The organism is Saccharopolyspora gloriosae (genome assembly GCF_014203325.1).
Classification (GTDB): Bacteria; Actinomycetota; Actinomycetes; order Mycobacteriales; family Pseudonocardiaceae; genus Saccharopolyspora_C; species Saccharopolyspora_C gloriosae.
This window is the reverse complement of record NZ_JACHIV010000001.1, coordinates 5,595,114-5,617,954: the sequence shown is the minus strand read 5'-3', so window position 1 is coordinate 5,617,954 and position 22,841 is coordinate 5,595,114. Positions and strand designations below refer to the sequence as shown.

The window sequence follows — 22,841 nt, the reverse complement described above, 5'->3', positions numbered from 1 at the left end:
TCAGCGGCCTTCTCGCGAGGACGGCTTTTTCCCTCGTGGCGGAGCCACTTGGGAAAAAGACCCCGCAGCGAGAAGAACGCTGAGGTTCCGCTACCGGACCCGCTACGCAGGACAAGCTCGCGGACAAGGCGTGTGCTCACGGGTGCAGGACGACCTTGGTGTAGCCCTCTATTCGCTGGTCGAACTTGGTGTAGGCGTCGGGGGCCTCGGACAGCGACAGCTCGTGGGAGACCACGAAGCTCGGCGCGGCCCGGCCCGCCGTGATCATGTCGCGCAGCTGCCGGTTGTAGCGCTTCACGTTGCACTGCCCGGTGCCGATGACCTGCCCCTTCTCGAACATCTTCCCGATCGCCACCAGCAGCATGCCCTGCTTGGCGTTCGCGTCCGGTCCGCCGGGGTCGGCGGGCACGTACAGGCCCGGCACGCCGAGCCTCCCGGTGGCCCGCACGGTGTGGATCAGCGAGTTGAGCACCACGGCCGGTTCCTCGCCGGACGCGTCGCCGGTCTGCGCCTGGTAGCCGACGGCGTCGATGCCCTTGTCGGTGCCGACCCCTTCGGTGCGGTCCTTGATCTGCTCGACCGGGTCGCCCGCGCTGAAGTCGATCGGGACGGCGCCGATCTGCTCGGCCTTCGCCAGCCGCTCCGGGATGCGGTCGACGCAGAACACGCGGGACGCGCCGCGCAGCAGCGCCGAGTACGCGGCCATCAGCCCGACGGGGCCCGCTCCGTAGACCACGCAGGTCTCGCCCGGGGACACCTGGGCGAGTTCGCAGCCGTGGTAGCCGGTGGGGAAGATGTCGGCCAGCAGCACGTAGTCGGTCTCCTTGCTGGAGTCCGGTGGCAGCACCAGGCAGTTGAAGTCGGCGAACGGCACCCGCAGGTACTCGGCCTGCCCGCCGGTGTAGGGCCCCATCGCCACGTAGCCGTAGGCGCCGCCCGCGAAGCCGGGGTTGACGGTGAGGCAGAACGCCGTGTCGCCCGCCATGCAGTTCATGCAGAACCCGCAGGCGACGTTGAACGGCATCACCACGCGGTCGCCGCGGTTGAGGCCGACGACGCCGGCGCCGACCTCGTCGATGATCCCGAGGTTCTCGTGCCCGAACACGATGCCGGGTTCGGCGGCGGTGCGTCCTTCGTACATGTGCAGGTCGGAACCGCAGATCGCGGTCGAGGTGACGCGCACGATGACGTCGTTGGGATGTTGGATGCTCGGACGGTCGACTTCGTCGACGGCGACCGCGAACGGCTCTCGGTAGACCACTGCCTTCATGGGAAACACCTCCGCCGGTGACGGGTTCCGGCGCGCGGACGCGCCGGGCGGACGCGCACGTGCCGGTATGCGCATCGATTCCGGACTACCCGGCACGCGCGCTCCTACCGTCACTCGTTCGAGTGGGCGTACGCCGTTCGCGGGAGAGGGCCGGAGCGCTGCCGTCCGGGCGCGGATGGTTCGGCGGGACGTGGCGCACATCGGGCGGTCGCCGTTGCTCGGGGCGAGACCCGTGCCGGTTAGTGTGCTCGGCCATGGACGTTCGGGTCGTGGACCACCCGCTGGCGAAGTCGAGGCTGTCGACCATGCGCGACGCGCGCACGGAGAACGCCGCCTTCCGGGCAGCGCTGCAAGAACTCACCCTCATGCTGATCTACGAGGCGACCCGCGACGCCGAAGTCGCCGAAGCGCCGATCCACACGCCGGTCGCCCGCACCACCGGTTACCGGCTGGCGAACCCGCCGCTGCTGGTGCCCGTGCTGCGCGCCGGGCTCGGCATGGCCGACCAGGCGCACCGGCTGATCCCGGAGGCGCAGATGGGCTTCGTCGGGCTCGCCCGCGACGAGGAGACGCTGCTGCCGACGCCGTACCTGGAGTCGCTGCCGAAGGACCTCTCCGGGCTGCCGGTGCTGGTGCTGGACCCGATGCTGGCCACCGGCGGCTCGATGCTGCACACGATCCACCTGCTCGTCGAGCGCGGTGCCACCGACGTGACCGCGATCTGCACCCTCGCCGCGCCGGAAGGCATCCAGCACCTGGAGGAATCCGGGCTGCCGCTGCGGGTCGTGACGGCCAGCGTCGACGAGCGCCTCAACGAGTCCGGCTTCATCGTGCCGGGTCTCGGCGACGCCGGGGACCGCGAGTACGGCGCCGTGTAGCACCACTCCCACGCTGGGAAAAGAGGCAGAACGACACCTTGGTCCGGGTGGTATCAGCGAGATACCATCCGGGCCATGGCGATGACACTGCGGCTGACCGACGAGGAGAGCGATCGGCTGGCGGAGCTCGCCGCCGCCGAAGGTCGCTCGAAGCAGGAGATCGTGCGCTCCGCGCTCGCCGAACGGTGGGCCCGGCAGTGCAAGGACCAGCAGCTCGGCGAGGTGATGCAGCGGGTGCTGCCGCATTACCGGGGATTGCTGGACAAACTCGGACCCGCATGATCGATTATTGATCGGTGCTCGTATACCTCGACGCTTCCGATCTGCTGCTGCTCGCGACCGCCGTCACGCGAGGTGACCTGGTCGTGCGGGACAGCGGCCTGCTCGATTCGGCCGCGTACCGGCCGCGCGCCGAGGTGCTCGGAGTGCCCGCCTACGAGACGTTGTGGCTGAAAGCGGCCGCCCTGCTGGACTCCCTGGTGCGCACCCGGCCGCTGCTGGAGGGCAACTGGCGCCTCGGCTGGATCGCCGCGGTCGCCATGTGCGACGTCAACGGCTGGTGGATCGAGGCCGACGAGGACGAAGCGCTCACCCTGGTCCGCGAAGTCGGCCGGGACCGGCGGGAGATCGCCGAGGTCGCGGACTTCCTGGAACGTTCCGCCAAGCCCAAGGGCTGAACCCCGCCGTCGGCGCGGGAACGTCGACCGCGGCCGGACTCGTGAAGTTCCCGAGGTGTTCGCGTGGGCGATCTCAGGTGTTTCGCCCGTTTCGTGGCAGGCTGGGGTGGTGGCTCCACGTAGAACCGCCGTCGTGACCGCTCTACTCGGTGGCGCGGTCGCGGGGGCGAGCTATCGCAGCCTCCGCACGGTGCGCCAGGTCCGATCGCTCGTACCGCTGCACGAGGCTCCGCCCCGCAGCGTCATCCCGGCCGCGGTCACCGTCGTCGTCCCCGCGCGCAACGAGGCCGCCGTCCTCGACGACTGCCTGCGCGGCATCCGCTCCCAGACCTACGGAGACGGCGACCCGTCCGCGCTGCGCGTGGTGCTGGTCGACGACGGCTCCACCGACGGCACCGGCGACATCGCCCGCGCCCACGCGGCGGTCGACGATCGGGTGCGGGTCGTGCGGGTCGACGGTCCGCCGCCCGGCTGGGCGGGCAAGGTGCACGCGATGCACGTCGGCGTCGAAGCCGCCGGGCCGCCGGGAGCGGGGGAGTGGCTGTTGTTCGTCGACGCGGACACGGTGCTCGCCCCCGACCTGCTGTCGCGGCTGCTGGCCACGGCCGACGCGGTCGACGCCGACCTCGTCTCCACGCCCGGCGGGCCCCCGGCCGACCGCTCGGCGGCCTGGCCGCTGCTGATGCCGCCGGGACTGCAGATGATCGGGGAGAACGCCGCCCCGGACGGTCGCGGCAGCAAGGCGTTCGCGATCGGGCACTGCATCCTGCTGCGCCGTTCGCACTACGAGAAGATCGGCGGCTGGAGTTCGCTGGCCGCGCTGCGCAACGAGGACATCGCGATCGCCACGTCGGTGCGCGACCACGGTGGCGTGACCCGCATGGTGGACGGGCTCGATCACGTGACGACCACCGGCATGGACCCGTTCTCGCAGGGCTGGGCGTCGTTCCGGAAGAGCTTCGTGGCGGGCACCCGGCAGTCGGTGCCGGTGCTGCTGGGCGGCGGGCTGGGGCAGATCGCGCTGTCGCTGGCGGCGCCCGCCGCGGTCGCCGTCGGGGTTCGCCGCCGCCGGCCGCTGCTGGCGGCGCTCGGCGCGCTCGGCTGGACGGCGCAGGGCGTCGCGCACGCGCACACCGCGCGCTACATGCGGGCCGAGCCGAAGCTGGCGCCGCTGGCCCCGTTCACCGGAGCGCTGTTCGGCGGTGTGCTGCTCGACGGCGCGGTCCGCGTGCTGCGGGGAACCGTGTCCTGGAAGGGGCGCCGCAGCGGGAGCTGACCCCGGAGTGTGGCCCGCTCCCGGAGGAACGGGCCACACGGTGGGCGGATGACGTCAGCGATCAGTCTTCGACGTGATCCGTTTCATGCTTGCGGAGGGCGAGTGGTGCGCCGGCCAGGTCTTCTTCGTTGCAGAGCAACTTCAATTCGTAGTACGGCGCACCTTTGCGGTCGTCGTAGTCCAGGTGGACTGCGATGACATCTACGGGCTCGCCCAACCAGGACTGTGCTTCGCGCAGCCAGCGGGCGGACCGTTCCAATGCGGTCGGCAGATCGTCGTCGCGGAACTCGACCGGCCGGTAAGGCACTCCGTGGACCTGGTCCCGCGGGTGGGCGGGCTTCGGAAGATCAACGGAGACGCCGGAGTCGTCGAGTTCGAGTTCGATCGTTTCCTCACTCACCGTGAAAGGGTAACGCGTAGCCGGTGACCTGGTCGAATGTCGGTATGGTGAGCGGTTGTCCCGCGTCAGGGCAGGTTTCGCGGGAGCAGCGGGCGCGGCGGCGCCGGCTTGCTCGGGCCCGGGGTTCGCTTCGAGGGGGACGCCCTGAACTCGACACGACAGTTGAGGGAAGGCGGGCCGTCATCCAGGGCGTCCCGTTCGCCGCGCGGGTGCGCGTCCCGACGGCCTTGATCACCTTACCGGGTGATCTTCGATCAAGATCAACAGGGGCGGTTTCGGCTTTGCTGTGGGAAAATCCACGCGCGCGCCCTCGTTCGAGCGGAGATCGCACGGGAGTCCCGATGGCCGGGCGCAAGATCGGAAATGCGGCGTCCGAACGTCAGGGCGCGAGCCCCGCGGCGACCGTCGCGCCCAGTTCCCAGCACGCGGACAGGCCCGCCGAGTCGGGCTGGCCGGACAAGCACAGCGGCTCGGCGACCTGCCGCCAGGACAGTCCCGTGGTGATCGTCGTGATGGCGCGCACAGCACCTTCGGTGCCTTCGTTCCCGTGCACGTAGCACGCGAACGGGCGACCCGCGGTCGAGTCCAGGCACGGGTAGTAGACGGTGTCGAAGAAGTGCTTCAGGGCTCCGCTGATGTAGCCGAGGTTCGCCGGGGTTCCCAGCAGGTAACCGTCCGCGTCCAGGACGTCGGAGGCGGTCGCCGCCAGCGCGGCCTTGCGGACCACCTCGACGCCTTCGATCTCGTCGGTCGTCGCCCCGGCGACGACCTGCTCGAACATGGCTTGCATCCCCGGTGACGGGGTGTGGTGGACGATCAGCAACCTGGGCATCGGGCGACTCCGCTGTTCTCGAGGCGGCAAGGGGGACGGGGGCGTGCGTCCCGGCTCAGGCGTCCGGGCGGACGAGGACCGAGACCGCGGCGTGCAGCAGCGCCAGCCGTTCGTCCGCGCGCTGCTCGGCGGTCGCCAGGTCGGGTTCGGCGGCTTCCACGACCTGGAAGTAGCACTTGAGCTTCGGTTCGGTGCCCGAAGGGCGCACCACCAGGCGCAGCCCACCGGCGCCGGTGATCAGCAGCGCGTCAGTGTCCGGCAGCAGGTCCTGGACCGACACCTCGGTCCCGATCAGCGCGGTCGGCGGGTCGGCGCGCAGCCGCCGCATCGTCTCCGCGATCACGTCGAGGTCGGTGACGCGCACCGACACCTGCCCGGTGCGGTGCACGCCGTGCTCGGTGGAGAGCTCGTCGAGCAGGTCCGGCAGGCCGCGTCCACGCGCCTTGAGCGTCGCCGCCAGGTCGCAGGCAAGGACCGCCGCCGAGATGCCGTCCTTGTCCCGGACCCGCTCCGGGTCGACGCAGTGCCCCAGCGCTTCCTCGTAGGCGTAGACCAGCCCCGTTCCGCTGCCGTCGCCGGAGCGGACCAGCCACTTGAAGCCGGTGAGCGTTTCGTCGAAGCGCACGCCGTGGCGGTCCGCGATCGAGCGCAGCATGGTCGCCGAGACGATCGTGGTCGCGACCAGCGGATCCGGGGCGGCCGAGCGGTCCAGCGTCGACAGGACGTGCTCGCCCAGCAGCACGCCGGTCTCGTCGCCGCGCAGCATCCGCCAGCCGTCCCGGTCCCGGATGCCGAGCGCGCAGCGGTCCGCGTCCGGGTCCAGTGCGATCGCGAGGTCCGCCGAGGTCTCCGCGGCCAGCGCCAGCAGCAGGTCGGTGGCTCCCGGCTCCTCCGGGTTCGGGAAGCCGACAGTGGGGAAGTCCGGGTCCGGCGCGGACTGCTCGGCCACCCAGTGCACGTCGGTGAAGCCCGCCGCCTCCAGCGCACGTTGCAGGGGGCCCGCCCCGACCCCGTGCAGCGCGGTCGCGGCCACCCGCAGGGTGCGCGCGGTACCGCGCGGCAGCGCCGCCACCGGGGCCAGGTAGTCCGCGAGCGCCCGCTCGTGCACCGACCACGTCCGTGCCCGGGGGACGGCGGACGCGGCGGGACTGCGCGCGATGTGCTGTTCGATCTCGGTGTCGGCGGGGCCGATCAGCTGGGTGCCGCCCGTCAGGTACAGCTTGTAGCCGTTGTCCTGCGGCGGGTTGTGCGAGGCGGTGATCTGCACTCCGGCGACGGCGTCGAGCGCGCGGGCCGCGTGCGCGAGCACCGGGGTGGGCAGCGGCTCGGGCAGCACGCGGACGTCGAACCCGGCCGCCGCGAACACTCCGGCGGTGTCTTCGGCGAACTCCCGCGATCCGTGCCGCGCGTCCCGGCCCACCACGACGATCCCGCCCCGGTGACCCTGGTCGAGCAGCCAGCGCGCGACTCCGGCGGTGGTGCGCACGACGACCGCCCGGTTCATGCCGTTCGCCCCGGCCCGCACGGTGCCGCGCAGGCCGGCCGTGCCGAAGGTCGGCAGGCCGGACATGCGCTGGGCGAGTTCGTCGGCCGCCGCCGAGTCCCCGGCGGAGGCGGCGTCGAGCAGTTCGGTGAGCTCGCCCCGAGCCACCGGGTCGACGTCGCCGTCGACCCAGTCCCGAGCGGCGTCCACCAACCCCTGATCAAGATGCTGACCGGTGACCACGACGTCACATCCTCCAATAGGGACCGGCCACCCGGCCCAAGTGCGATTCCAAAACACCACCCCGCCAAGCAAAGCCCCGCGGCAAAGCCGTGCTTTACGGCGAAGCCGCGCTCTGGGCGGGCGAAGCCACGCCTGCCTTGCGGCTGCAGGCCGTGCCTGGATGTGCGAAGCACATAGCCCACGTCAAAGAGCCGACCACCCGCGGGTTCTCAGTGCCTTCCTCGCGAGGACAGCTTTTTCCATCGTGGCGGAGCCACTCGGGAAAAAGATCCCGCAGCGAGGAAGGCACTGAGGTTCCGCCACCCGACCACACGCCCAAACCAACCGGGCGGGCACTCTCAAGACCGTTCGACCAACGCGTGGAGGAGTTTGCCCATCCGGCCCGCTGCTTCCTGCCCGGCGTCGAGCACTTCCTGGTGGTTCAACGGCTGACCGGACAACCCGGCGGCCAGGTTCGTCACCAGCGACAGCCCGAACACCTCCGCGCCCGCGGCTCGCGCGGCGATGGCCTCCGCGACGGTCGACATGCCGACCAGGTCCACTCCGTTGCCGCGCAGCATGCGGATCTCCGCCGGGGTCTCGAAGTGCGGTCCGGGCAGCCCGGCGTACACGCCTTCTTCCAGCGACTCGTCGATCTCGCGGGCGATCCCGCGCAGCCGCGGCGAGTACAGGTCGGTGAGGTCCACGAAGTGCGGGCCGACCAGCGGGGAGCGGGCGGTGAGGTTCACGTGGTCGCTGATCAGCACCGGCTGCCCCACGGACATGCCTTCGCGCAGGCCGCCGGCGGCGTTGGTGAGCACCACCGTCCGGCATCCGGCGGCGACCGCGGTGCGCACGCCGTGCACGACCGAGTCCATGCTCTTGCCCTCGTAGAGGTGGGTGCGGCCCAGGAACACCAGCACCTGCTTGCCCGCGACGGGCACCGACCAGATCCGCCCGCTGTGCCCGCTCGCGCTCGGCGGTTCGAAACCGGGCAGGTCGGACATGGTCACTTCGGCGCCGGGGCTGCCGATCTCTTCGGCTGCGGGTCGCCAGCCGGAGCCCAGCACGACGGCCAGGTCGTGGTGGGCCGCTCCGGTGCTCTCGGCGAGAGCGGCCGCGGCGGCGCTGGCGGTGGCGAACGGATCAGAGGTCGAAGAAGACGTCACGATCGACCAGCGTAGTCATCTCCCGGCCGCCGGGTGGGTGGCCGGAGCAACCCGGGATCGCCGTCTTTCCCGCACCGCTCGCCGCGCTCAGGCCCCGGTGAGCCGGAAGCTGTTGAGCGCGGTGGTGAACAGTTCGTCGTTGTCGGCGGGCCGATCACCGGGGCTGGTCACGCGCAGCACCCACAGGTCACCGCCGCGCGGCATCACCTGCGAGGTGGTGACGCGTCCTTCGGCCGTCGACGCCGGGCCGATCAGTCCGCCCTGGCTGCTGGTGTAGCGCAGGTGACGGTCCGCTTCCCCGCTGGTGCTCTCGACGGCGCCGGACGCTTCGTCCACTTCCAAGGAGAACCGGCCGTGCTGGCCTGCGGAGCGCTGCTCGAGCACGTCGACGTAGTCCTGCGAGGTGTAGCCGTCGCCGTAGTAGTCCTGGAACCGTTCGACGGCGACCTCGGAGGCCCCGTCCGGCGACACCAGGTACACGATCATGCTCTCGGTGGGCTGGTTGCGGCTGCCGCGGAACGACGACCAGCCCTCCGGTGCGGTGACCTCGAAGGAGCCGCGGCCGTCCTCGGTGCGGTCGGCCTCGTCGACGTAGCGGGCCAGCCGGGGCGTGGTGGGGTTGACGGGCGCGGGGCGGTCGAGCTGCGGCAGCACGTCGCGTCCGGCGAGCACGCGGGTCGCCGCGAATCCGCCGGCGGCGGACCCGGCGAACAGCACGACGGCCGCCAGCACCAGCGCCACCGCTGCCCAGCGGAAGCGCTTGCGCGGCGCGGGCGGCGGATCGGTCAGCATGAACGGCAACGGCCCCGGGTCGGCGGCCAGCTGCGCCGGCTCCTGCTCGGCCTGCGCTTCGGTGCTGCTGCGCGCGGTGCTCGCGGGTTTGCGCACCCGCACCGTCGGGGCGTCCGGGTCGAGCAGCATCTCGAACGGGCGGGAACCGGACGGCGGCAGCAGGCCCTGCACCTGCCTGCGCACCTCCTGCGCCGACATCCGCTGCGCCGGGTCCTTGATCATCAGGCTCGCGATGATCTCCGCGATCGGGCCGACCCGGTGGGCGGCGGGCACCGGGCCGCGCACCACGGAGGTGATCGTCGCCAGCGGATCGTCGTCGGTGCCGTAGGGCGCCGCGCCCTCGGACGCGGCGAACAGGGTCGCGCCGAGGCCCCACAGGTCGGCGGCGTCGGTGACGGCCTCCCCGGACGCGATCTCGGGCGCGATGAACGCGGGAGTGCCCAGCATGATCCCGGTGCTGGTGATGGTGTGCTCGGAGACGTTGCGCGAGATGCCGAAGTCGCTGAGCTTGATCCGGCCGTCGTCGCCGATGAGCACGTTGCCGGGTTTCACGTCCCGGTGCACGATCCCGGCCCGGTGCGCGGCGTCGAGCGCGGCGGCGACGCCGTCGGCGACCAGCGCGAGCTGCGGGTCGCCGAGCGCCCCGTGTTCGCTGAGCACCGCCGCGAGGCTCTGCGAGGGCACCAGCTCCATCACGACGAACGGTTCGCCCTCGTGCCGGGCCACGTCGTAGAGCGTCACCACGTTCGGATGGGTGACCAGCGCGATGGCCCGCGCTTCCCGCAGGGCGCGTTCGCGGAGTTCGGCGGCCTCGCCCTCGGGCATGCCCTTGGGCAGCAGGACCTCTTTCACGGCGACCGGCCTGCGCAGCAGTTCATCGGTGCCGGCCCACACGATGCCCATGGCGCCGCCGCCGATGCGCTGTTCCAGCCGGTACCGGTCGGCGATCAGCCGATCCGCGCCTGCGGAGGTCTCTTCCTCAGTGGTGGGCACGCGCTCATTCTCCATCCAGCGCCGTCGTGCTCGGTCGAAACCCGGCCCTTCGTCGACCAACAGCACGTATCACTCAGCGTGATCGAAAGGGCCCGGTGAGCAGGGTAGCGGTGTTACCGGTAGTGAAGTTTCCCACGCGGGCGGTTCCGCCCCGTGGCCACCGCAGGTGTCCAAGATTATTTCGTCGCAACGAAAAACCCCTCCGGACGGGCTTCGTCCGCGAGCGGGCGCCGCGGCTCGGGATTATGGCCGGACGGGGCGATTCGGATAAGTTGGGCGCGGCCGGGACCACCGCCAGCGGGAGCAAACCGTTCGGCGACCCCGTCACGCACCACTCGGCATCCGCCTTCGGGCGGGCCGTCGAGAGTGTCCTGGAGGCCCCATCAGCTCGTCGGTGGGGTCGCGCGATGGTGGGCGCAGCGTGAGTGACGAACAATTCCACGGGGTCGCCTGGTCCACGGTCGTTGATCACCGGCTCGCCGAGGAGGTGCCCTTGTCCGCGTTCGTCCTCGTCCATCTGCTGGTGGCTCTGGCTTTGCCGGCGGTAGCCCGGCGCAACACGCGCGCGGCATTCGCGATCGCCGCCGTGCCCCCCGCCGCGGCCCTGACCTGGGTGCTGGCGCGCTCCGGTTCGGTGCTCAGCGGGGACGCCGTCGTGGAGCAGATCCCGTGGGCGCCGCTGCTCGGCCTGGAGTTCACCTTCCGGCTCGACGCGCTCGCGCTGCTGATGACGCTGCTCGTCGCGGGCATCGGCGTGCTGGTGCTGGTCTATTCGATCGGCTACTTCCAGCCGGGCAGCGGTGACGCCCGGCGCTCCGCCCCGCTGCTGCTCGCGTTCGCGGGCGCCATGTTCGGGCTGGTGCTCGCCGACGACCTGCTGACCGTGTACGTGTTCTGGGAACTGACCACGATCTGCTCGTTCCTGCTGGTCGGGCAGGCGGGCATCAGCCGCGAGTCGCGCCGTTCGGCGCTGCAGGCGCTCATGATCACCACCATGGGCGGGCTGGCGATGCTGCTGGGCTTCGTGGTCCTGGGTGAAGCCGCCGGGACCTACCGGATCTCGGAGATCATCGACGAGCCGCCGGGCGGCGCGCAGCTCGCGGTCGCGGCGACGCTGATCCTCGTCGGCGCGCTCACCAAGTCCGCGCAGATGCCGTTCCACAACTGGCTGCCCACGGCGATGGTCGCGCCCACCCCGATCAGCGCCTACCTGCACGCGGCCTCGATGGTCAAAGCGGGCATCTTCCTCGTCGCCCGGCTCGGCCCGGTGTTCGTCGGGGTGCCGCAGTGGTGGGTGCCGACGTTGGTGTTCGGCCTGTTCACCATGGTCGTCGGCGGGTGGCGCGCGCTGCACGAGACGGACCTCAAGAAGCTGCTCGCCTACGGCACCGTCAGCCAGCTCGGGTTCCTGATGGTGCTCGTCGGGCAGGGCACCTACGCGGCGGCGCTGGCCGGGGCGGCGATGCTGCTGGCGCACGGCATGTTCAAGGCCACCCTGTTCCTGGTGGTCGGCGCCGTCGACCACCAGGCGGGCACCCGCGACGTGCGGGAGCTGTCCGGCCTGGGCCGCCGGATGCCCGCGCTGGCGATCATCGCGCTGCTCGCCGCCGCCTCCATGGCGGGCCTGCCGCCGATGCTGGGCTTCCTCGGCAAGGAGGCCGCGTTCGGCGCGTTCCTCGGCACCGGCGGGGGCGGGCTGCTCGTCGACTTCGTCCTGGTGCTCGGCTCGGTGTTCACCGTCGCCTACAGCGCCCGGCTGCTGTGGGGCGCGTTCGGCGACAAGCCGGGCGTGCACCCGACCGCGGCGAAGCCGCCGAACGCCCTGCTGCTGGTGCCCGCCGCGGTGCCCGCGTTCGCGGGCGTGGTGCTCGGCGTCGGCTACCCGCTGACCGACGAGCTCGCCGGTTCCTACGCGGCGGTGTTCGGCGCCGGCGCGGACGCGCCCCACCTGGAGCTGTGGCACGGCTTCGAGCTGCCGCTGCTGTTCTCCGTGCTCGCCGTGGCCGCCGGGTTGTGGGCGCACGCGGCGCGCGCCCGCCTCACCGCGGTGCGCAACCGGCTGCCGAAGCTGCTCGACGCGCAACGCGGCTACGAGCGGATGATGGCGCTGCTGGAGCGCACGGCGGTCGGCGTCACCGGGCGGACGCAGGTCGGTTCGCTGCCGACGTACCTGGCGATCATCCTGCTCACCGTGCTCGCGGTTCCCGGCTCGGTGCTGCTCTACCACGCGCACATCCCCGATGACATGCGGCTTTACCACAACCTGCTGCAAGTGCCGCTGGCCGTTCTGGTGATCATCGCGGCGATCGCGGCGGTGCGGGCCAAGCGGCGGCTCACCGCCGTGCTGGTCGTCGGCGTGATCGGCTACGGCATCGGCGGGCTGTTCATCGTCGACGGCGGACCGGACGTCGCCCTGGCGCAGTTCCTGGTCGAGACGCTCACGATGGTCGCGTTCGTGTTCGTGCTGCGGCGGCTGCCCACGCGCTTCACCAAGGGCGACGCGGCGCGGTCGCTGCGCTGGCCGAAGTTGGCCCTGTCGGTCGCGGGCGGCGTGGTCATCGCGCTCGCGGCGGTGCTGTTCAGCGCCGCCCGGCAACGGCCGCCGGACGTCAGCGCCGACTTCATCGCGCAGTCCGAGAAGGGCGCGGGCGCGACGAACGTCGTGAACGCGATCCTGGTCGACTTCCGCGCGTTCGACACCGTCGGGGAGATCTCCGTGCTCGCCGTCGCCGCCACCGGCGTCGCCAGCCTGGTGCTGGCCTCCCGGTTCGACCGCAGGCGCCGCAGCACCCGAGGTGCCGCCGCGGTGGCGTCCGCCGAGAAGCCCGGCGCGGTGCTCAGCGGGAACGGCCACCGCCACGAGGAGGTGCAGGAATGACCACCGACCCCAGGATCACCGCTCCCCAGAACGGCCAGCGCAACCGCGGGCCGTGGACGGGGTGGGACGCGCCGCGGGAGCGCTGGCTGCTGTCCGGTTTCCCCCGGGACGGCCGGGAACGCGCCATGCTGCTCGAACTCGCGGCCCGCATCGTGTTCCCCACCGTGCTGGTGCTGTCGATCTACCTGCTGTTCGCCGGGCACGACCGCGCGGGCGGCGGGTTCAGCGGCGGCCTCGTCGCCGGGCAGGCGTTCGCGCTGCGCTACCTCGCGGGCGGCCGGATGGACGACAGCGCGATCATCTCGCTGCGCCCACCGGTGCTGATCGGGCTCGGCCTCACCATCGCCACCCTCACCGGGTTCGTCCCGCTGATGTTCGGCAACGAACTGCTGGAGAGCGCCATCTACAAGATCGGCGTCCCGCTGCTCGGGCAGATCAAGTTCGTCACCAGCATCGTGCTCGACATCGGCGTGTACCTGCTGATCATCGGAGTGGTGCTGGACCTGCTGCGCACCCTCGGATCCGGCGTCGAAGCCGACGCGGCGGCGGCGGAGAGGGGCCAGGCATGACCGACGACCTCACCGTCAACTTCACGATGGCCGTGGTGCTCGCCGCGCTCTACTCAGCCGGGTTCTACCTGCTCATGCAGCGTTCGCTGATGCGCATCCTGATCGGAACCGTGATCGTCGGGCACGGCGCCAACCTGCTGCTGCAGCTGGCCGGGGGACCGCCGGGGCGGGCGCCGATCCTCGGTGACGCGGCACCGGAGCAGATGACCGACCCCTTGCCCCAGGCCATGGCGCTGACCGCGATCGTCATCACCTTCGCGCTCACCACGTTCCTGCTCGCGCTCGCCTACCGCTCGTGGGTGCTGCTCGGCCACGACGAAGTCCGCGACGACGTCGAGGACCGCCGCATCCGGCGGCTGGAGCGCAGGCTCGCCGAGTCCGAGGACGAGGCCCAAGAAGAGGAACTCGAACGGGAGGCCACTCAGTGACCGTCCTCGTGGCCCTGCCCGTCCTGCTTCCGCTGGCGGCCGCGGGGATGTCGCTCGCGCTCGGCCGGTTCGCCGACTTCCAGCGGATCATCGGGCTCGTCGTGCTCGCGGCGATCATCGTCGACGCCGGCGTGCTGCTCTACGCCACCGACCGCACCGGCCCCGTCGTGCTGCAGGTCGGCGGCTGGGCGGCGCCTGCGGGCATCACGCTGATCGCCGACCGGCTCTCCGCGCTGCTGCTCGTGGTCTCGGCGGTGGTGACCTTCGCGGTGCTGATCTACTCGATCGGCCAGCGGCTCACCGACTACGGCCGGGAGCGCGCCAGCACGACGTTCCACCCGATGTACCTGGTGCTGTGCGCCGGGGTGTCGCTGGCCTACCTCGCGGGCGACCTGTTCAACCTGTTCGTCGCGTTCGAGATCATGCTGTCCTCCTCGTACGTGCTGATCACGCGGCGCACCACGGCCAGCCGGGTGCGCGCGGGCATGACCTACGTGATCGTCAGCCTCACCTCGTCGCTGCTGTTCATCACCATGATCGCGCTGGTGTACGCGGCGACCGCGACGGTGAACCTGGCCGACCTCGGCGACAAGGTCGCGCTGCTGCCCGAAGGCCTCCAGGTGGCGCTGGGCCTGCTGATGGTCATCGTGTTCGGTGTGAAGGCGGCCATGGTGCCGCTGCACTTCTGGCTGCCCGACAGCTATCCGACGGCGCCCGCGCCGGTCACCGCCGTGTTCGCCGGGCTGCTCACGAAGGTCGGCATCTACGCGCTGATCCGGACCCAGACCCTGGTGTTCAGCCACGAACAGCCGTGGACGTTGATGCTGGTGATCGCGCTGATCACCATGCTGGTCGGGGCGCTGGGCGCGCTCGCGCAGAACGACCTCAACCGGATGCTGTCGTTCCTGCTGGTCAGCCACATCGGGTACATGCTGTTCGGGCTCGGCGTCTACGACGTCATCGGGCTCACCGGCGTGATCCTCTACGTGGTGCACCACATCACGGTGCAGGCGACGCTGTTCCTGGTCAGCGGTCTGATCACCCGGCACACCGGCACGGTGGCGCTGAGCCGGATGGGCGGGCTGGCGAAGGCCGCGCCGATGATCGCCGTGCTGTTCGCGCTGCCCGCGCTGAGCCTCGCCGGGGTGCCCCCGTTCTCCGGGTTCGTGGCGAAGCTGGCGCTGCTGCAGGCCGGTGCGGGCGCCGGGACCTGGCCGGCGTACGCGGTGACCGGCGGCGTGGTGTTCACCAGCCTGCTCACCCTGTACGCGATGGCGCGGGTGTGGACGCGGGCGTTCTGGGGCCAGGTCCGCGCGCCGGAACCCGACCCGGACCCCGACGACGAGCTGGTCGTCGGTACCGGCAACTCGACCCGCCCGATGGTCGCCGCCACCGGGGTGCTGGTCACCGCGAGCGTCGTGATCGCCCTGTTCGCCGGGCCGCTGGCCGGGGTCAGCGAGCGGGCCGCGGACGACCTGATGCACGGCGAGACCTACCGCGAAGCGGTGCTGGGAGGTGCGCGATGACCCGATTCGCCCGCCGCACGCTGCGCCGCCTGCCGCTGGTGCTGTGGCTGACCGCGGTGTGGATCCTGCTGTGGGGCACGCTGGACCTGGGCACGCTCGTGTTCGGCGTGGTGGTGGCCCTGCTCGTGACGACCATGTTCCCGCTGCCCTCGGTCACCACCCACATGGTGGCGCGTCCGCTGCCGTTGCTGCGGCTGATCTGCTACCTCGCCGCGGACCTGGTCATCTCCACGGTGCGCGTGTCGTGGCAGGCGGTCCGGCACGGGCCGCGCACCACCGCGGGCATCGTGCAGGTGACGCTGCTGACCGACTCCGACCACCTGACCGCGATGGTCGCCAACGCCGTGTCCTTGGCGCCCGGCAAGTTCGTCATGCAGATCGACCGCGGGCACCGCATCTGCTACGTCTACGCGCTCGGGATGCGGGCCGGGGGCGAGGACGCGGTGCGGCGCGAAGTGCTGGGCCTGGAACGCCGCATCGTCCGGGCCGTCGGTTCCGCGAGCGAGCTCGAGATCGTCGGACGCGTCGCGCGGGACGCGGGCATCAAGGAGGAATCCTGATGGACGTGGTGTTCGTCGTGACCTTCGCGCTGCTGTGCATCGCCGGGTTGCTGACGCTGATCAGGCTGATCCTGGGCGCGTCGACGCTGGACCGCATCGTGGCGCTGGACGTGCTGCTGACGCTGATCGTCGCCGGGACCTGCGTGAGCATGGGCTGGTTGCGCGACGGTTCCAACATCGCACTGCTCGCGGCGTTCGCGCTGCTGACGTTCATCGGTTCGATCAGCGCGGCCCGCCTCGTCGAGAAGAAGGAGCCGTACCGGTGAACCAGCTCGATGTGGTCTCCGCCTGCTGCCTGATCGTGGGCGCGCTGTCCTGCCTGTTCGGGGCGATCGGGTTGCTGAGTTTCCCGGACGTCACCGCGCGGCTGCAGGCCGCGACCAAACCGCAGACGCTCGGGCTGATCCTGATCCTCATCGGCACGGCCCTGCAGCTGGACTTCCACTACTCGCTGGCGCTGGGGCTGGTGGCGTTGTTCCAGATGCTCACCGCGCCGGTGCTGGCGCAGCTGGTGGGGCGCGCGGCGTACCGGACCGACAGCATCCGCCGGGAGAACCTGGTCGTCGACGACCTGGGCGAGCGCATCGGCCGCGAGCAAGACCGGCGGTGAACGCCGAGCCGGGTGCGGTCGCCGGTACCGTTCCTGGGCACAGCGCCCCGAGGGGATCGGCTGTGGCCCGCCCCACTTCCGGTGAACTCGGCGGGTGCGCCGCGCGTCCTCCTTCCTGGCAGGGCGGACCCAGTGAACGAGGAGCGACCATGCGTGCCCGACTGATCGCCGGATCCATGATCGCGGGGCTCTGCCTCGCGGGATGCGGCGCCGCACCCGAGTCCGCGCCCGCCCAGCAGCCGCCCGCGGTGGTGACCCTGCCGAAGGCCCTCGAACCGCCGCCGCCCACCGCCGACGCGGCTCCCAGCGGCCCCGCGGAGCCCTCGGCGACCGGCGAGGCCCCCGCCACCACGTCGGTGACCACCGGTGATTCGTCGTCGACGACGCCCACGTCCGACACCGGCGAATCGACCGCTCCGCCCGACACCGGCGACACCGACTGCGGCGAGATCACGAACCGGGCGGGCGTCACGTACCGGCTGTTCGCGGAGAACGAGTCGGGCAAGACCTTGGGCTGCGCCGAGGCGGAGCGGGTGATGACCAAGTACCTCTCGCTGCCCGCGGACGAGTACCAGGGCAGCGGCCGGTTCGCGAACTTCGAGGGCTACGGCTGCGCGTCCACGCCGCAGGAGCGGGAGAAGGCGCTGTGCGCGAAGCAGGGGATCTCGACGTACATCACGGCCTGACCGGAGGCGTTGCGACGATCCGGGCAACCTGCCCCGGACGCGAGCGTCCACCGGTCGCGATGTGATCAAATGGCCTGGTGCGGCGGCCCGTCGCCGCGTAGCGCTGCGTGGAAAGGTGTGGAGTGCTGATGGCACGCATGGGGCGACTGCTCGCGGTCCTGACGCTCGGCGGGGTCCTCCTGCTCTCGCCCGCGGCCGGTGGCACCGCCGTCGCCGCGACCGAGCAGGCACCGGTCGCCGCGACCGCGCTGGTCGCGCAGGAGCCCACCGCCCCGCCGGGGCCGGACCTCAACGGTGACCAGCAGAGCGCGTTCGACGACAAGCAGCGGCTGGCGGTCGGCATCGGTGGTTTCGTGCTCATCGCGGCGGTGCTGTTCTCCCGGAAGGCCCGCAAGCGCCCGATCCTCAGCTTCAAGTGGAAAAGGTAGGGCAACCCCTCACGCGGTGCTCCGGGAAAAAGGGCAACGGGGTCGGTTTTCGGCATTCTTTTCGAAGATTTCCCGCTATGGACTAGACCTGGCGGGCTAACCTGTGGGATTTTCACAACTGCACGGGATGTGCGAGCCGGGTTCGGCGCACTCCGCACTCCCGGCGGGACGGTGCACTACTTGGGGTCGTGACCCCTCGCAGACGTGGGCCGGCACCGGGAAGCCCCCCGACCGGTGCCGGCCCACACCCTCTTTCAGCCCGCCTTCGGCGCTGTGGACATCCCTTGTTCGGATGCCGCGCCAGGCCTGCGGCGACAGTGGTCCGGCGGCGGAAAGCGTTCCGCCGCTTGGGGAATCGCCGTCGAGCAGCCGCGCTGGCCGGCGCTGACCGCGGAATCGTTCGGGTCCGCCCGTGGCCTTCGGCGAGTTCCGCTTTCCCGTGCCTCTCCTGTCCCGCATTGCGTTTCGCAACGGAGTTCTGCTTCCGGTACGGCGCACTCGGATGTGTGCGCGGAGTTCGGAAAGCCCGCGAAGAAGTTGAATGTGGAACTTCTATCCCGCGGCTGATCACACGGTGCCGCTGAGCGCAATCCGCCGACCGGCTGGCGGACCGTCGCGGGCACTGCGGCTTCAGCGCTCCGGAATCGTGCAGGATGGTCGCCACATGAACCAGGACCCATCCGCCCGCGAGGCCGCACCGCGCTCCGACATCCGCGCCACCTGCCGGGAGACCGTCCGGCGCCACGAGCGCGCGCTCATCGGACTCGCGCGCAGCCTGCACGCGGAGCCCGAGACGGCCTTCGCCGAGCACCGCAGCGCCGCCGAGGTGAGCGCGCTGCTCGCCGAGCACGGCTTCACCGTCCAGGCGCCCGTCGCCGGGCTGGACACCGCCTTCTCCGCGGAACGCGGCCACGGCGACCTCGTGATCGGGATCTGCGCCGAGTACGACGCGCTGCCCGAACTCGGCCACGCCTGCGGGCACAACGTGATCGCCGCGGCGGCCGTCGGCGCCGCGCTGGCGCTGGCCGAGGTCGCCGACGAACTCGGCATCACCGTCCGCGTCCTCGGCACCCCGGCCGAGGAGCTCGGCGGCGGCAAGGTGCTGATGCTGGAACGAGGCGCGTTCGACGGCCTGGCGATGGCGATGATGGTGCACCCCGGCCCGGAGGAGATCTGCGCGCCCAGGTCGCTGGCCATCAACGACCTCGAAGTGCGCTACGCGGGCAGAGCGGCGCACGCGGCGGCGGCTCCGGAGCTCGGCGTGAACGCCGCCGACGCGCTGACCGTCGCCCAGGTCGCGATCGGATTGCTGCGCCAGCACCTCGAATCCGGCCAGATGGTGCACGGTATCGTGACCGCAGGCGGCGCCGCGCCGAACGTCGTTCCCGCTCACACTGCGGCGATGTACAACCTGCGCGCCGCCGAGTCGCTTTCCTTGGAGCGCCTGGAGAACCGCATCCGGGCCTGCTTCGAGGCGGGTGCGACGGCGACCGGCTGCTCCCACGAGGTCGTGCAGGTATCCCCGGTGTACGCCGAACTGTCCTGCGACGACGAGCTCTCCGAGGCGTACCGCGCGGCGATCACCGAACTCGGGCGCCGGCCGGTTCCTCGCGCCGAGCAGGCCGAACGGGTCATCGGCAGCACCGACATGGGCAACGTGACGCAGGTGCTGCCCGCGATCCACCCGATGATCGCGCTGGACTGCGGCGACGCGGTGACCCACCAGGCCGAGTTCGCCGCCGCGTGCGCGTCGCCGTCGGCCGATCGCGCCGTGCTGGACGCGGCGGTGGCGATGGCGTGGACGGCCGTGGCGGCGGCGACCGAACCCGGCCTGAGATCGCGGCTCGCGGCCTCGGCCGAAGACCGCCCGGTGCGAACCGGGAAGCACAACGCCGCCGGATCCGGGGCCGACCCGGGCTCGGCGCGACGGCAACACACGTCGGGAGGCGTGGCGTGACGGTAGTGGATTCTCGCGGCCCCGAGCCGCGCAAGACAGCGAACAACGGCGGCCTGGACGACGCGGACGCGTGGCGGGAGGCCGAGCTGGGCGCCAGGCCGCCCGGCGAGCCGATCGGCGACAGCGGCGACACCATGTCCGGCGTGGGGTCCGATGGTCACGGCGCGCTGGAAGACCTGGGTGCCGGACGGGGCCCGGCCTGGCTCGACGCGTGGCTCACCGCGAACGCGGGGCACGTGCTGTCGTGGCGCAGGCACATCCACGCCCACCCGGAGCTCTCCCGCGCCGAGCACGGCACGACCGCGTTCCTGGCCGAGCGGCTCACCGCGGCCGGGCTGAGCCCGCGCGTGCTGCCGGGCGGCACCGGGTTGCTCTGCGACCTCGGGCCGGAGAACGCGCAGCCGCGCCGCACCATCGCGCTGCGCGCCGACATCGACGCGCTGCCGCTGACCGAGGCGACCGGGCTGCCGTTCTCCTCCACCGCGGACGGCGTGGCGCACGCCTGCGGCCACGACGCGCACACGACGATCCTGCTGGGCACGGCCCTGGCGCTGGCGACGGGGCCGGAGCTGCCCGGCCGGATCCGGTTGATCTTCCAGCACGCCGAGGAGGTCATGCCGGGCGGCGCGCTCGACGTGCTCGCCGCCGGTGGGCTCGACGGCGTGGAGCAGATCTTCGGGCTGCACTGCGATCCGCGGCTGCCGGTCGGCCGCGTCGGGGTGAAGGCCGGTGCCATCACCTCCGCCAGCGATCTGCTGGAGCTGCGGCTGAACTCGCCCGGCGGGCACACCTCGCGGCCGCACCTGACCGCGGACCTGGTGCACGCGCTGGGCACCGTGATCACCGGGCTGCCGACGCTGCTGTCCCGCCGCGTCGACCCGCGCACCGGAACGGTGCTCACCTGGGGCGCGGTGCACGCGGGGGAGGCGCCGAACGCGATCCCGCAGACCGGCGTGCTCACCGGCACGCTGCGCACCGGCGATCGGGGGACGTGGGCGGAGCTGGAGCCGCTGACGCGGGAGCTCGTGTCGGGCCTGCTGGCGCCGCTGGGCGTGGGTTTCGACCTGCAGCACCGGCGCGGTGTGCCGCCCGTGGTCAACGACGCGGCGAGCACCGAGCTGATGTCCGCGGCGATCCAGGCCGCGTTGGGCGAGCACGCGGTCACGGGCACTCCGCAGTCCTCGGGCGGCGAGGACTTCGGCTGGTACCTGGAGCACGTGCCGGGCTCGTTCGTGCGGCTCGGCGTGCGTTCCGGACAGGCGCGGGCGCGGGACCTGCACCAGCCGACCTTCGACCTGGACGAGCGGGCGTTGCTGGTCGGCATCCGGGTGATGGTCGGGACGGCGCTGGCGGCGCTGACCAAGTGACGCGTCGGGCGAGGCGTCCGGTCCGGCCGTGACGTCCTCGCGAGTCGAACGCGCGGCGGGGCCGGGAGTTCCGCCGCGGCGTTCACTCGAACGAGATGTATCAGTTCCGGGGTTCGCGCCCTCTTATAGGTATGACCGCGAACCTGCTGCTTCCCACGGCTCCTCCCGAGATCCCCGCCGAGCGGCGCGGGCCGGCACCACCCGGCCGCACCGATCGAGGTGCCGCGCCCCGGCCAGCCTCCGAGGTCCCGGGCGCAACGCTGCACGGCGCGCTTCGCCGGTCCAGCGCCGAACGCGCGTTCGGCGCGGACGGATTACGAGCGGCGCTGGACGACGGCCGGTGGATCGAGCCGTGGTCCGGCGTGGTGCTGCCGTCCGAACGAGCCGGGGACCCGCTGGCGCGAGCGGAGGCCGCGCTGCTGCGCGCCGGACCGCACGCGGTGCTCAGCGGCCCGACCGCCGTCGCCATGCACGGCTGCACCGAGGCGATCGCCGACCGGACGGTGCACGTCGCGGTGCCCTACGACCGCCAGCTCCGCCCGGCGCCGGACCTGGCGATCAAGCAGACCTGGGTCCGCGAGGCCGACGTGATCGAACTCGACGGGCTCCGGGTGTACGCGCTGGACGCCGCCCTCGCGGAGATGCTCTGCACGGGTGAGCGCCGGACCGCGCTGGCCTGCCTGGAACAGGCGCTGGCAGCGCTGGGCTCGGCCGCGGTCCGGTTCCACGCGGTCGTGACCGAGCAGGTGGCGCGACGGCGCGATCGGCGCGGAACCCGGCGCGCCGCCGAACTGCTGGAGCTGGCCCGACTCGGCCCGTCCGGAGCCATTCCCGTCGTGGCCCGCATCGAGGCTGCCCTGCCCACCGGAGGCCGGTCGTGAACCGGCTCCCGAACATCACACGAACGGCTGTGATGACCGCATTCGAATGCGTTATGTTCAGCGAGGAGCCCGGCATTCCGGCCCGAGCCGACGTCGGTGTCCGCCGCTTCGGCGTGCGGATCCAGCAGGGCCGCGGGACGAGGAGGACGCGAAGTGCCACGACAGAGCGAGAAGTCCCCCGGCGAGCTCCCGGCTCCGGAGCGGGCCGCCGCGCCCGCGGACTCCGGGCCGGGGTCCGCGGTGGCGCCCAGGACGCCGGGCGAGCGGATCGAACTGGTCCTGCTGGACGTGGGCGGGCCGATCTACGACGATTCCTGGTACCGGGAAGCCCTGCTGCGGGCGACCTGCGAACTGGTCGCGGAGAACGGCGGAGTGCTGCTCGAAGCGGATTTCCAGCGCGTCTACGACGCGCGGCGGCAGTCGCAGGAAGGCTCGTTGCGCACGGCGATGGCGGAGCGCTTCCTGCGCGAGGGGGACCGGCAGCGGTTGTCCGACCGCGCCGAGAGCTACTGGTTCTACCCGCCCTCCGCGCTGCATCCCGATGTGCTGCCCGCGCTGCGCGAGCTCTCCGAGCGCTACAAGATCGCCGTGGTGGCCAATCAGCGGGCCTTGGTGGTGGACGCGCTGCGCCGGGACGGCGTGGCCTCGTTCATCGACTACTGGGCCATCTCGGAGCTGGTGGGCGCCGCCAAGCCGGATCCGGCGATCTTCCAGCACGCACTGGACCGGGCCGGGGTGTCGCCGGCGCACGCGGTGCACGTCGGCAACAGGCTGGACTCCGACGTCCGCGGCGCGCAGCGGCTGGGGATCCGCACGGTCTGGGTGGTTCGCGGGGAGGCACCGCCCGATCCGACGCGGGAGCAGCTCGACGAGCCCGACATCGCGGTGTTCTCGCTGGCCGACGTGCCCGCCGCGGTGGAACGGCTGCAACGAGCCCGGTAGTTCGCCCGGACGCCGGA

Annotated in this window: 23 protein-coding genes; 17 read left to right on the top strand and 6 right to left on the bottom strand. The window is 71.8% G+C overall.

Going from position 1 to position 22,841, the window contains the following annotated elements; translation table 11 throughout:
* Positions 1-136: 136 nt before the first annotated feature.
* Positions 137-1,270: a glutathione-independent formaldehyde dehydrogenase gene (locus tag BJ969_RS24460; protein WP_184482538.1), complete on the bottom strand. Its 1,134-nt coding sequence runs from the start codon at positions 1,268-1,270 to the stop codon at positions 137-139.
* 254 nt (positions 1,271-1,524) lie between these two features.
* Here BJ969_RS24460 and upp point away from each other — a divergent pair, with 254 nt between their 5' ends.
* From upp to BJ969_RS24440, 4 genes are all read left to right on the top strand, one after another.
* Positions 1,525-2,148, top strand: coding sequence for a uracil phosphoribosyltransferase (gene upp, locus BJ969_RS24455; protein WP_184482534.1), 624 nt, complete (start codon positions 1,525-1,527; stop codon positions 2,146-2,148).
* 75 nt (positions 2,149-2,223) lie between these two features.
* Positions 2,224-2,430, top strand: a complete 207-nt coding sequence (locus BJ969_RS24450; RefSeq protein ID WP_184482531.1) for a ribbon-helix-helix domain-containing protein — start codon at positions 2,224-2,226, stop codon at positions 2,428-2,430.
* Positions 2,431-2,444: 14 nt separating this feature from the next.
* Positions 2,445-2,825 carry a Fic family protein gene (locus BJ969_RS24445; protein WP_184482527.1) on the top strand — a complete coding sequence of 127 codons (381 nt, stop codon included), beginning with the start codon at positions 2,445-2,447 and terminating at the stop codon, positions 2,823-2,825.
* A 133-nt stretch (positions 2,826-2,958) separates the two neighbouring features.
* A complete protein-coding gene (locus tag BJ969_RS24440; RefSeq protein WP_184482524.1) occupies positions 2,959-4,101 on the top strand; it encodes a glycosyltransferase in 1,143 nt (380 codons plus the stop codon).
* Between the two features lie 61 nt (positions 4,102-4,162).
* On the opposite strand, the gene BJ969_RS24435 is transcribed toward BJ969_RS24440, so the two are convergent.
* The 5 genes from BJ969_RS24435 to BJ969_RS24415 all read right to left on the bottom strand — a co-directional run bounded on the left by BJ969_RS24435 (position 4,163) and on the right by BJ969_RS24415 (position 9,992).
* Positions 4,163-4,501: a hypothetical protein gene (locus BJ969_RS24435; RefSeq protein ID WP_184482521.1), complete on the bottom strand. Its 339-nt coding sequence runs from the start codon at positions 4,499-4,501 to the stop codon at positions 4,163-4,165.
* A 379-nt stretch (positions 4,502-4,880) separates the two neighbouring features.
* A complete protein-coding gene (locus BJ969_RS24430) occupies positions 4,881-5,333 on the bottom strand; it encodes a flavodoxin family protein (RefSeq protein WP_184482518.1) in 453 nt (150 codons plus the stop codon).
* Between the two features lie 55 nt (positions 5,334-5,388).
* Positions 5,389-7,059, bottom strand: a complete 1,671-nt coding sequence (locus tag BJ969_RS24425) for a phosphohexomutase domain-containing protein (protein ID WP_184482515.1) — start codon at positions 7,057-7,059, stop codon at positions 5,389-5,391.
* A 338-nt stretch (positions 7,060-7,397) separates the two neighbouring features.
* On the bottom strand, positions 7,398-8,207 hold the full coding sequence (locus BJ969_RS24420; RefSeq protein ID WP_184482512.1) for a purine-nucleoside phosphorylase: 810 nt from the start codon (positions 8,205-8,207) through the stop codon (positions 7,398-7,400).
* A gap of 87 nt (positions 8,208-8,294) precedes the next feature.
* The gene (locus tag BJ969_RS24415) at positions 8,295-9,992 is read right to left on the bottom strand and encodes a serine/threonine-protein kinase (RefSeq protein ID WP_343071585.1); all 1,698 of its coding nucleotides are present in this window, start codon (positions 9,990-9,992) and stop codon (positions 8,295-8,297) included.
* A 493-nt stretch (positions 9,993-10,485) separates the two neighbouring features.
* Between BJ969_RS24415 and mbhE the strand changes: the two genes are divergently transcribed.
* From mbhE to BJ969_RS24350, 13 genes are all read left to right on the top strand, one after another.
* Positions 10,486-12,870, top strand: coding sequence for a hydrogen gas-evolving membrane-bound hydrogenase subunit E (gene mbhE, locus BJ969_RS24410; RefSeq protein ID WP_184485747.1), 2,385 nt, complete (start codon positions 10,486-10,488; stop codon positions 12,868-12,870).
* Complete coding sequence (locus BJ969_RS24405; protein WP_184482505.1) at positions 12,867-13,439, top strand: MnhB domain-containing protein; 573 nt, start codon at positions 12,867-12,869, stop codon at positions 13,437-13,439. The genes mbhE and BJ969_RS24405 overlap by 4 nt, the downstream gene beginning before the upstream one ends.
* Complete coding sequence (locus BJ969_RS24400) at positions 13,436-13,867, top strand: Na(+)/H(+) antiporter subunit C (RefSeq protein WP_184482502.1); 432 nt, start codon at positions 13,436-13,438, stop codon at positions 13,865-13,867. The genes BJ969_RS24405 and BJ969_RS24400 overlap by 4 nt, the downstream gene beginning before the upstream one ends.
* Positions 13,864-15,393, top strand: a complete 1,530-nt coding sequence (locus BJ969_RS24395) for a Na+/H+ antiporter subunit D (RefSeq protein WP_184482499.1) — start codon at positions 13,864-13,866, stop codon at positions 15,391-15,393. Before BJ969_RS24400 ends, BJ969_RS24395 begins: the two co-directional genes overlap by 4 nt.
* Positions 15,390-15,953 (top strand): Na+/H+ antiporter subunit E, encoded by a 564-nt coding sequence (locus BJ969_RS24390; protein ID WP_184482497.1) that lies wholly within the window; start codon positions 15,390-15,392, stop codon positions 15,951-15,953. The genes BJ969_RS24395 and BJ969_RS24390 overlap by 4 nt, the downstream gene beginning before the upstream one ends.
* Positions 15,953-16,219, top strand: coding sequence for an MrpF/PhaF family protein (locus tag BJ969_RS24385; protein WP_184482494.1), 267 nt, complete (start codon positions 15,953-15,955; stop codon positions 16,217-16,219). Before BJ969_RS24390 ends, BJ969_RS24385 begins: the two co-directional genes overlap by 1 nt.
* The gene (gene mnhG, locus BJ969_RS24380; RefSeq protein ID WP_184482491.1) at positions 16,216-16,563 is read left to right on the top strand and encodes a monovalent cation/H(+) antiporter subunit G; all 348 of its coding nucleotides are present in this window, start codon (positions 16,216-16,218) and stop codon (positions 16,561-16,563) included. Before BJ969_RS24385 ends, mnhG begins: the two co-directional genes overlap by 4 nt.
* Positions 16,564-16,712: 149 nt before the next feature.
* Positions 16,713-17,249: a hypothetical protein gene (locus BJ969_RS24375; RefSeq protein WP_184482488.1), complete on the top strand. Its 537-nt coding sequence runs from the start codon at positions 16,713-16,715 to the stop codon at positions 17,247-17,249.
* 128 nt (positions 17,250-17,377) lie between these two features.
* Positions 17,378-17,677: a hypothetical protein gene (locus BJ969_RS24370; protein WP_184482485.1), complete on the top strand. Its 300-nt coding sequence runs from the start codon at positions 17,378-17,380 to the stop codon at positions 17,675-17,677.
* A 664-nt stretch (positions 17,678-18,341) separates the two neighbouring features.
* On the top strand, positions 18,342-19,634 hold the full coding sequence (locus tag BJ969_RS24365; RefSeq protein ID WP_184482481.1) for an amidohydrolase: 1,293 nt from the start codon (positions 18,342-18,344) through the stop codon (positions 19,632-19,634).
* Between the two features lie 134 nt (positions 19,635-19,768).
* A complete protein-coding gene (locus BJ969_RS24360; protein WP_184485745.1) occupies positions 19,769-21,001 on the top strand; it encodes a M20 family metallopeptidase in 1,233 nt (410 codons plus the stop codon).
* 131 nt (positions 21,002-21,132) lie between these two features.
* Entirely contained in the window at positions 21,133-21,882 is a 750-nt protein-coding gene (locus BJ969_RS24355) for a hypothetical protein (protein ID WP_184482478.1), read from the top strand.
* 153 nt (positions 21,883-22,035) lie between these two features.
* Positions 22,036-22,824, top strand: a complete 789-nt coding sequence (locus BJ969_RS24350) for an HAD family hydrolase (RefSeq protein WP_343071583.1) — start codon at positions 22,036-22,038, stop codon at positions 22,822-22,824.
* Positions 22,825-22,841: the final 17 nt, after the last annotated feature.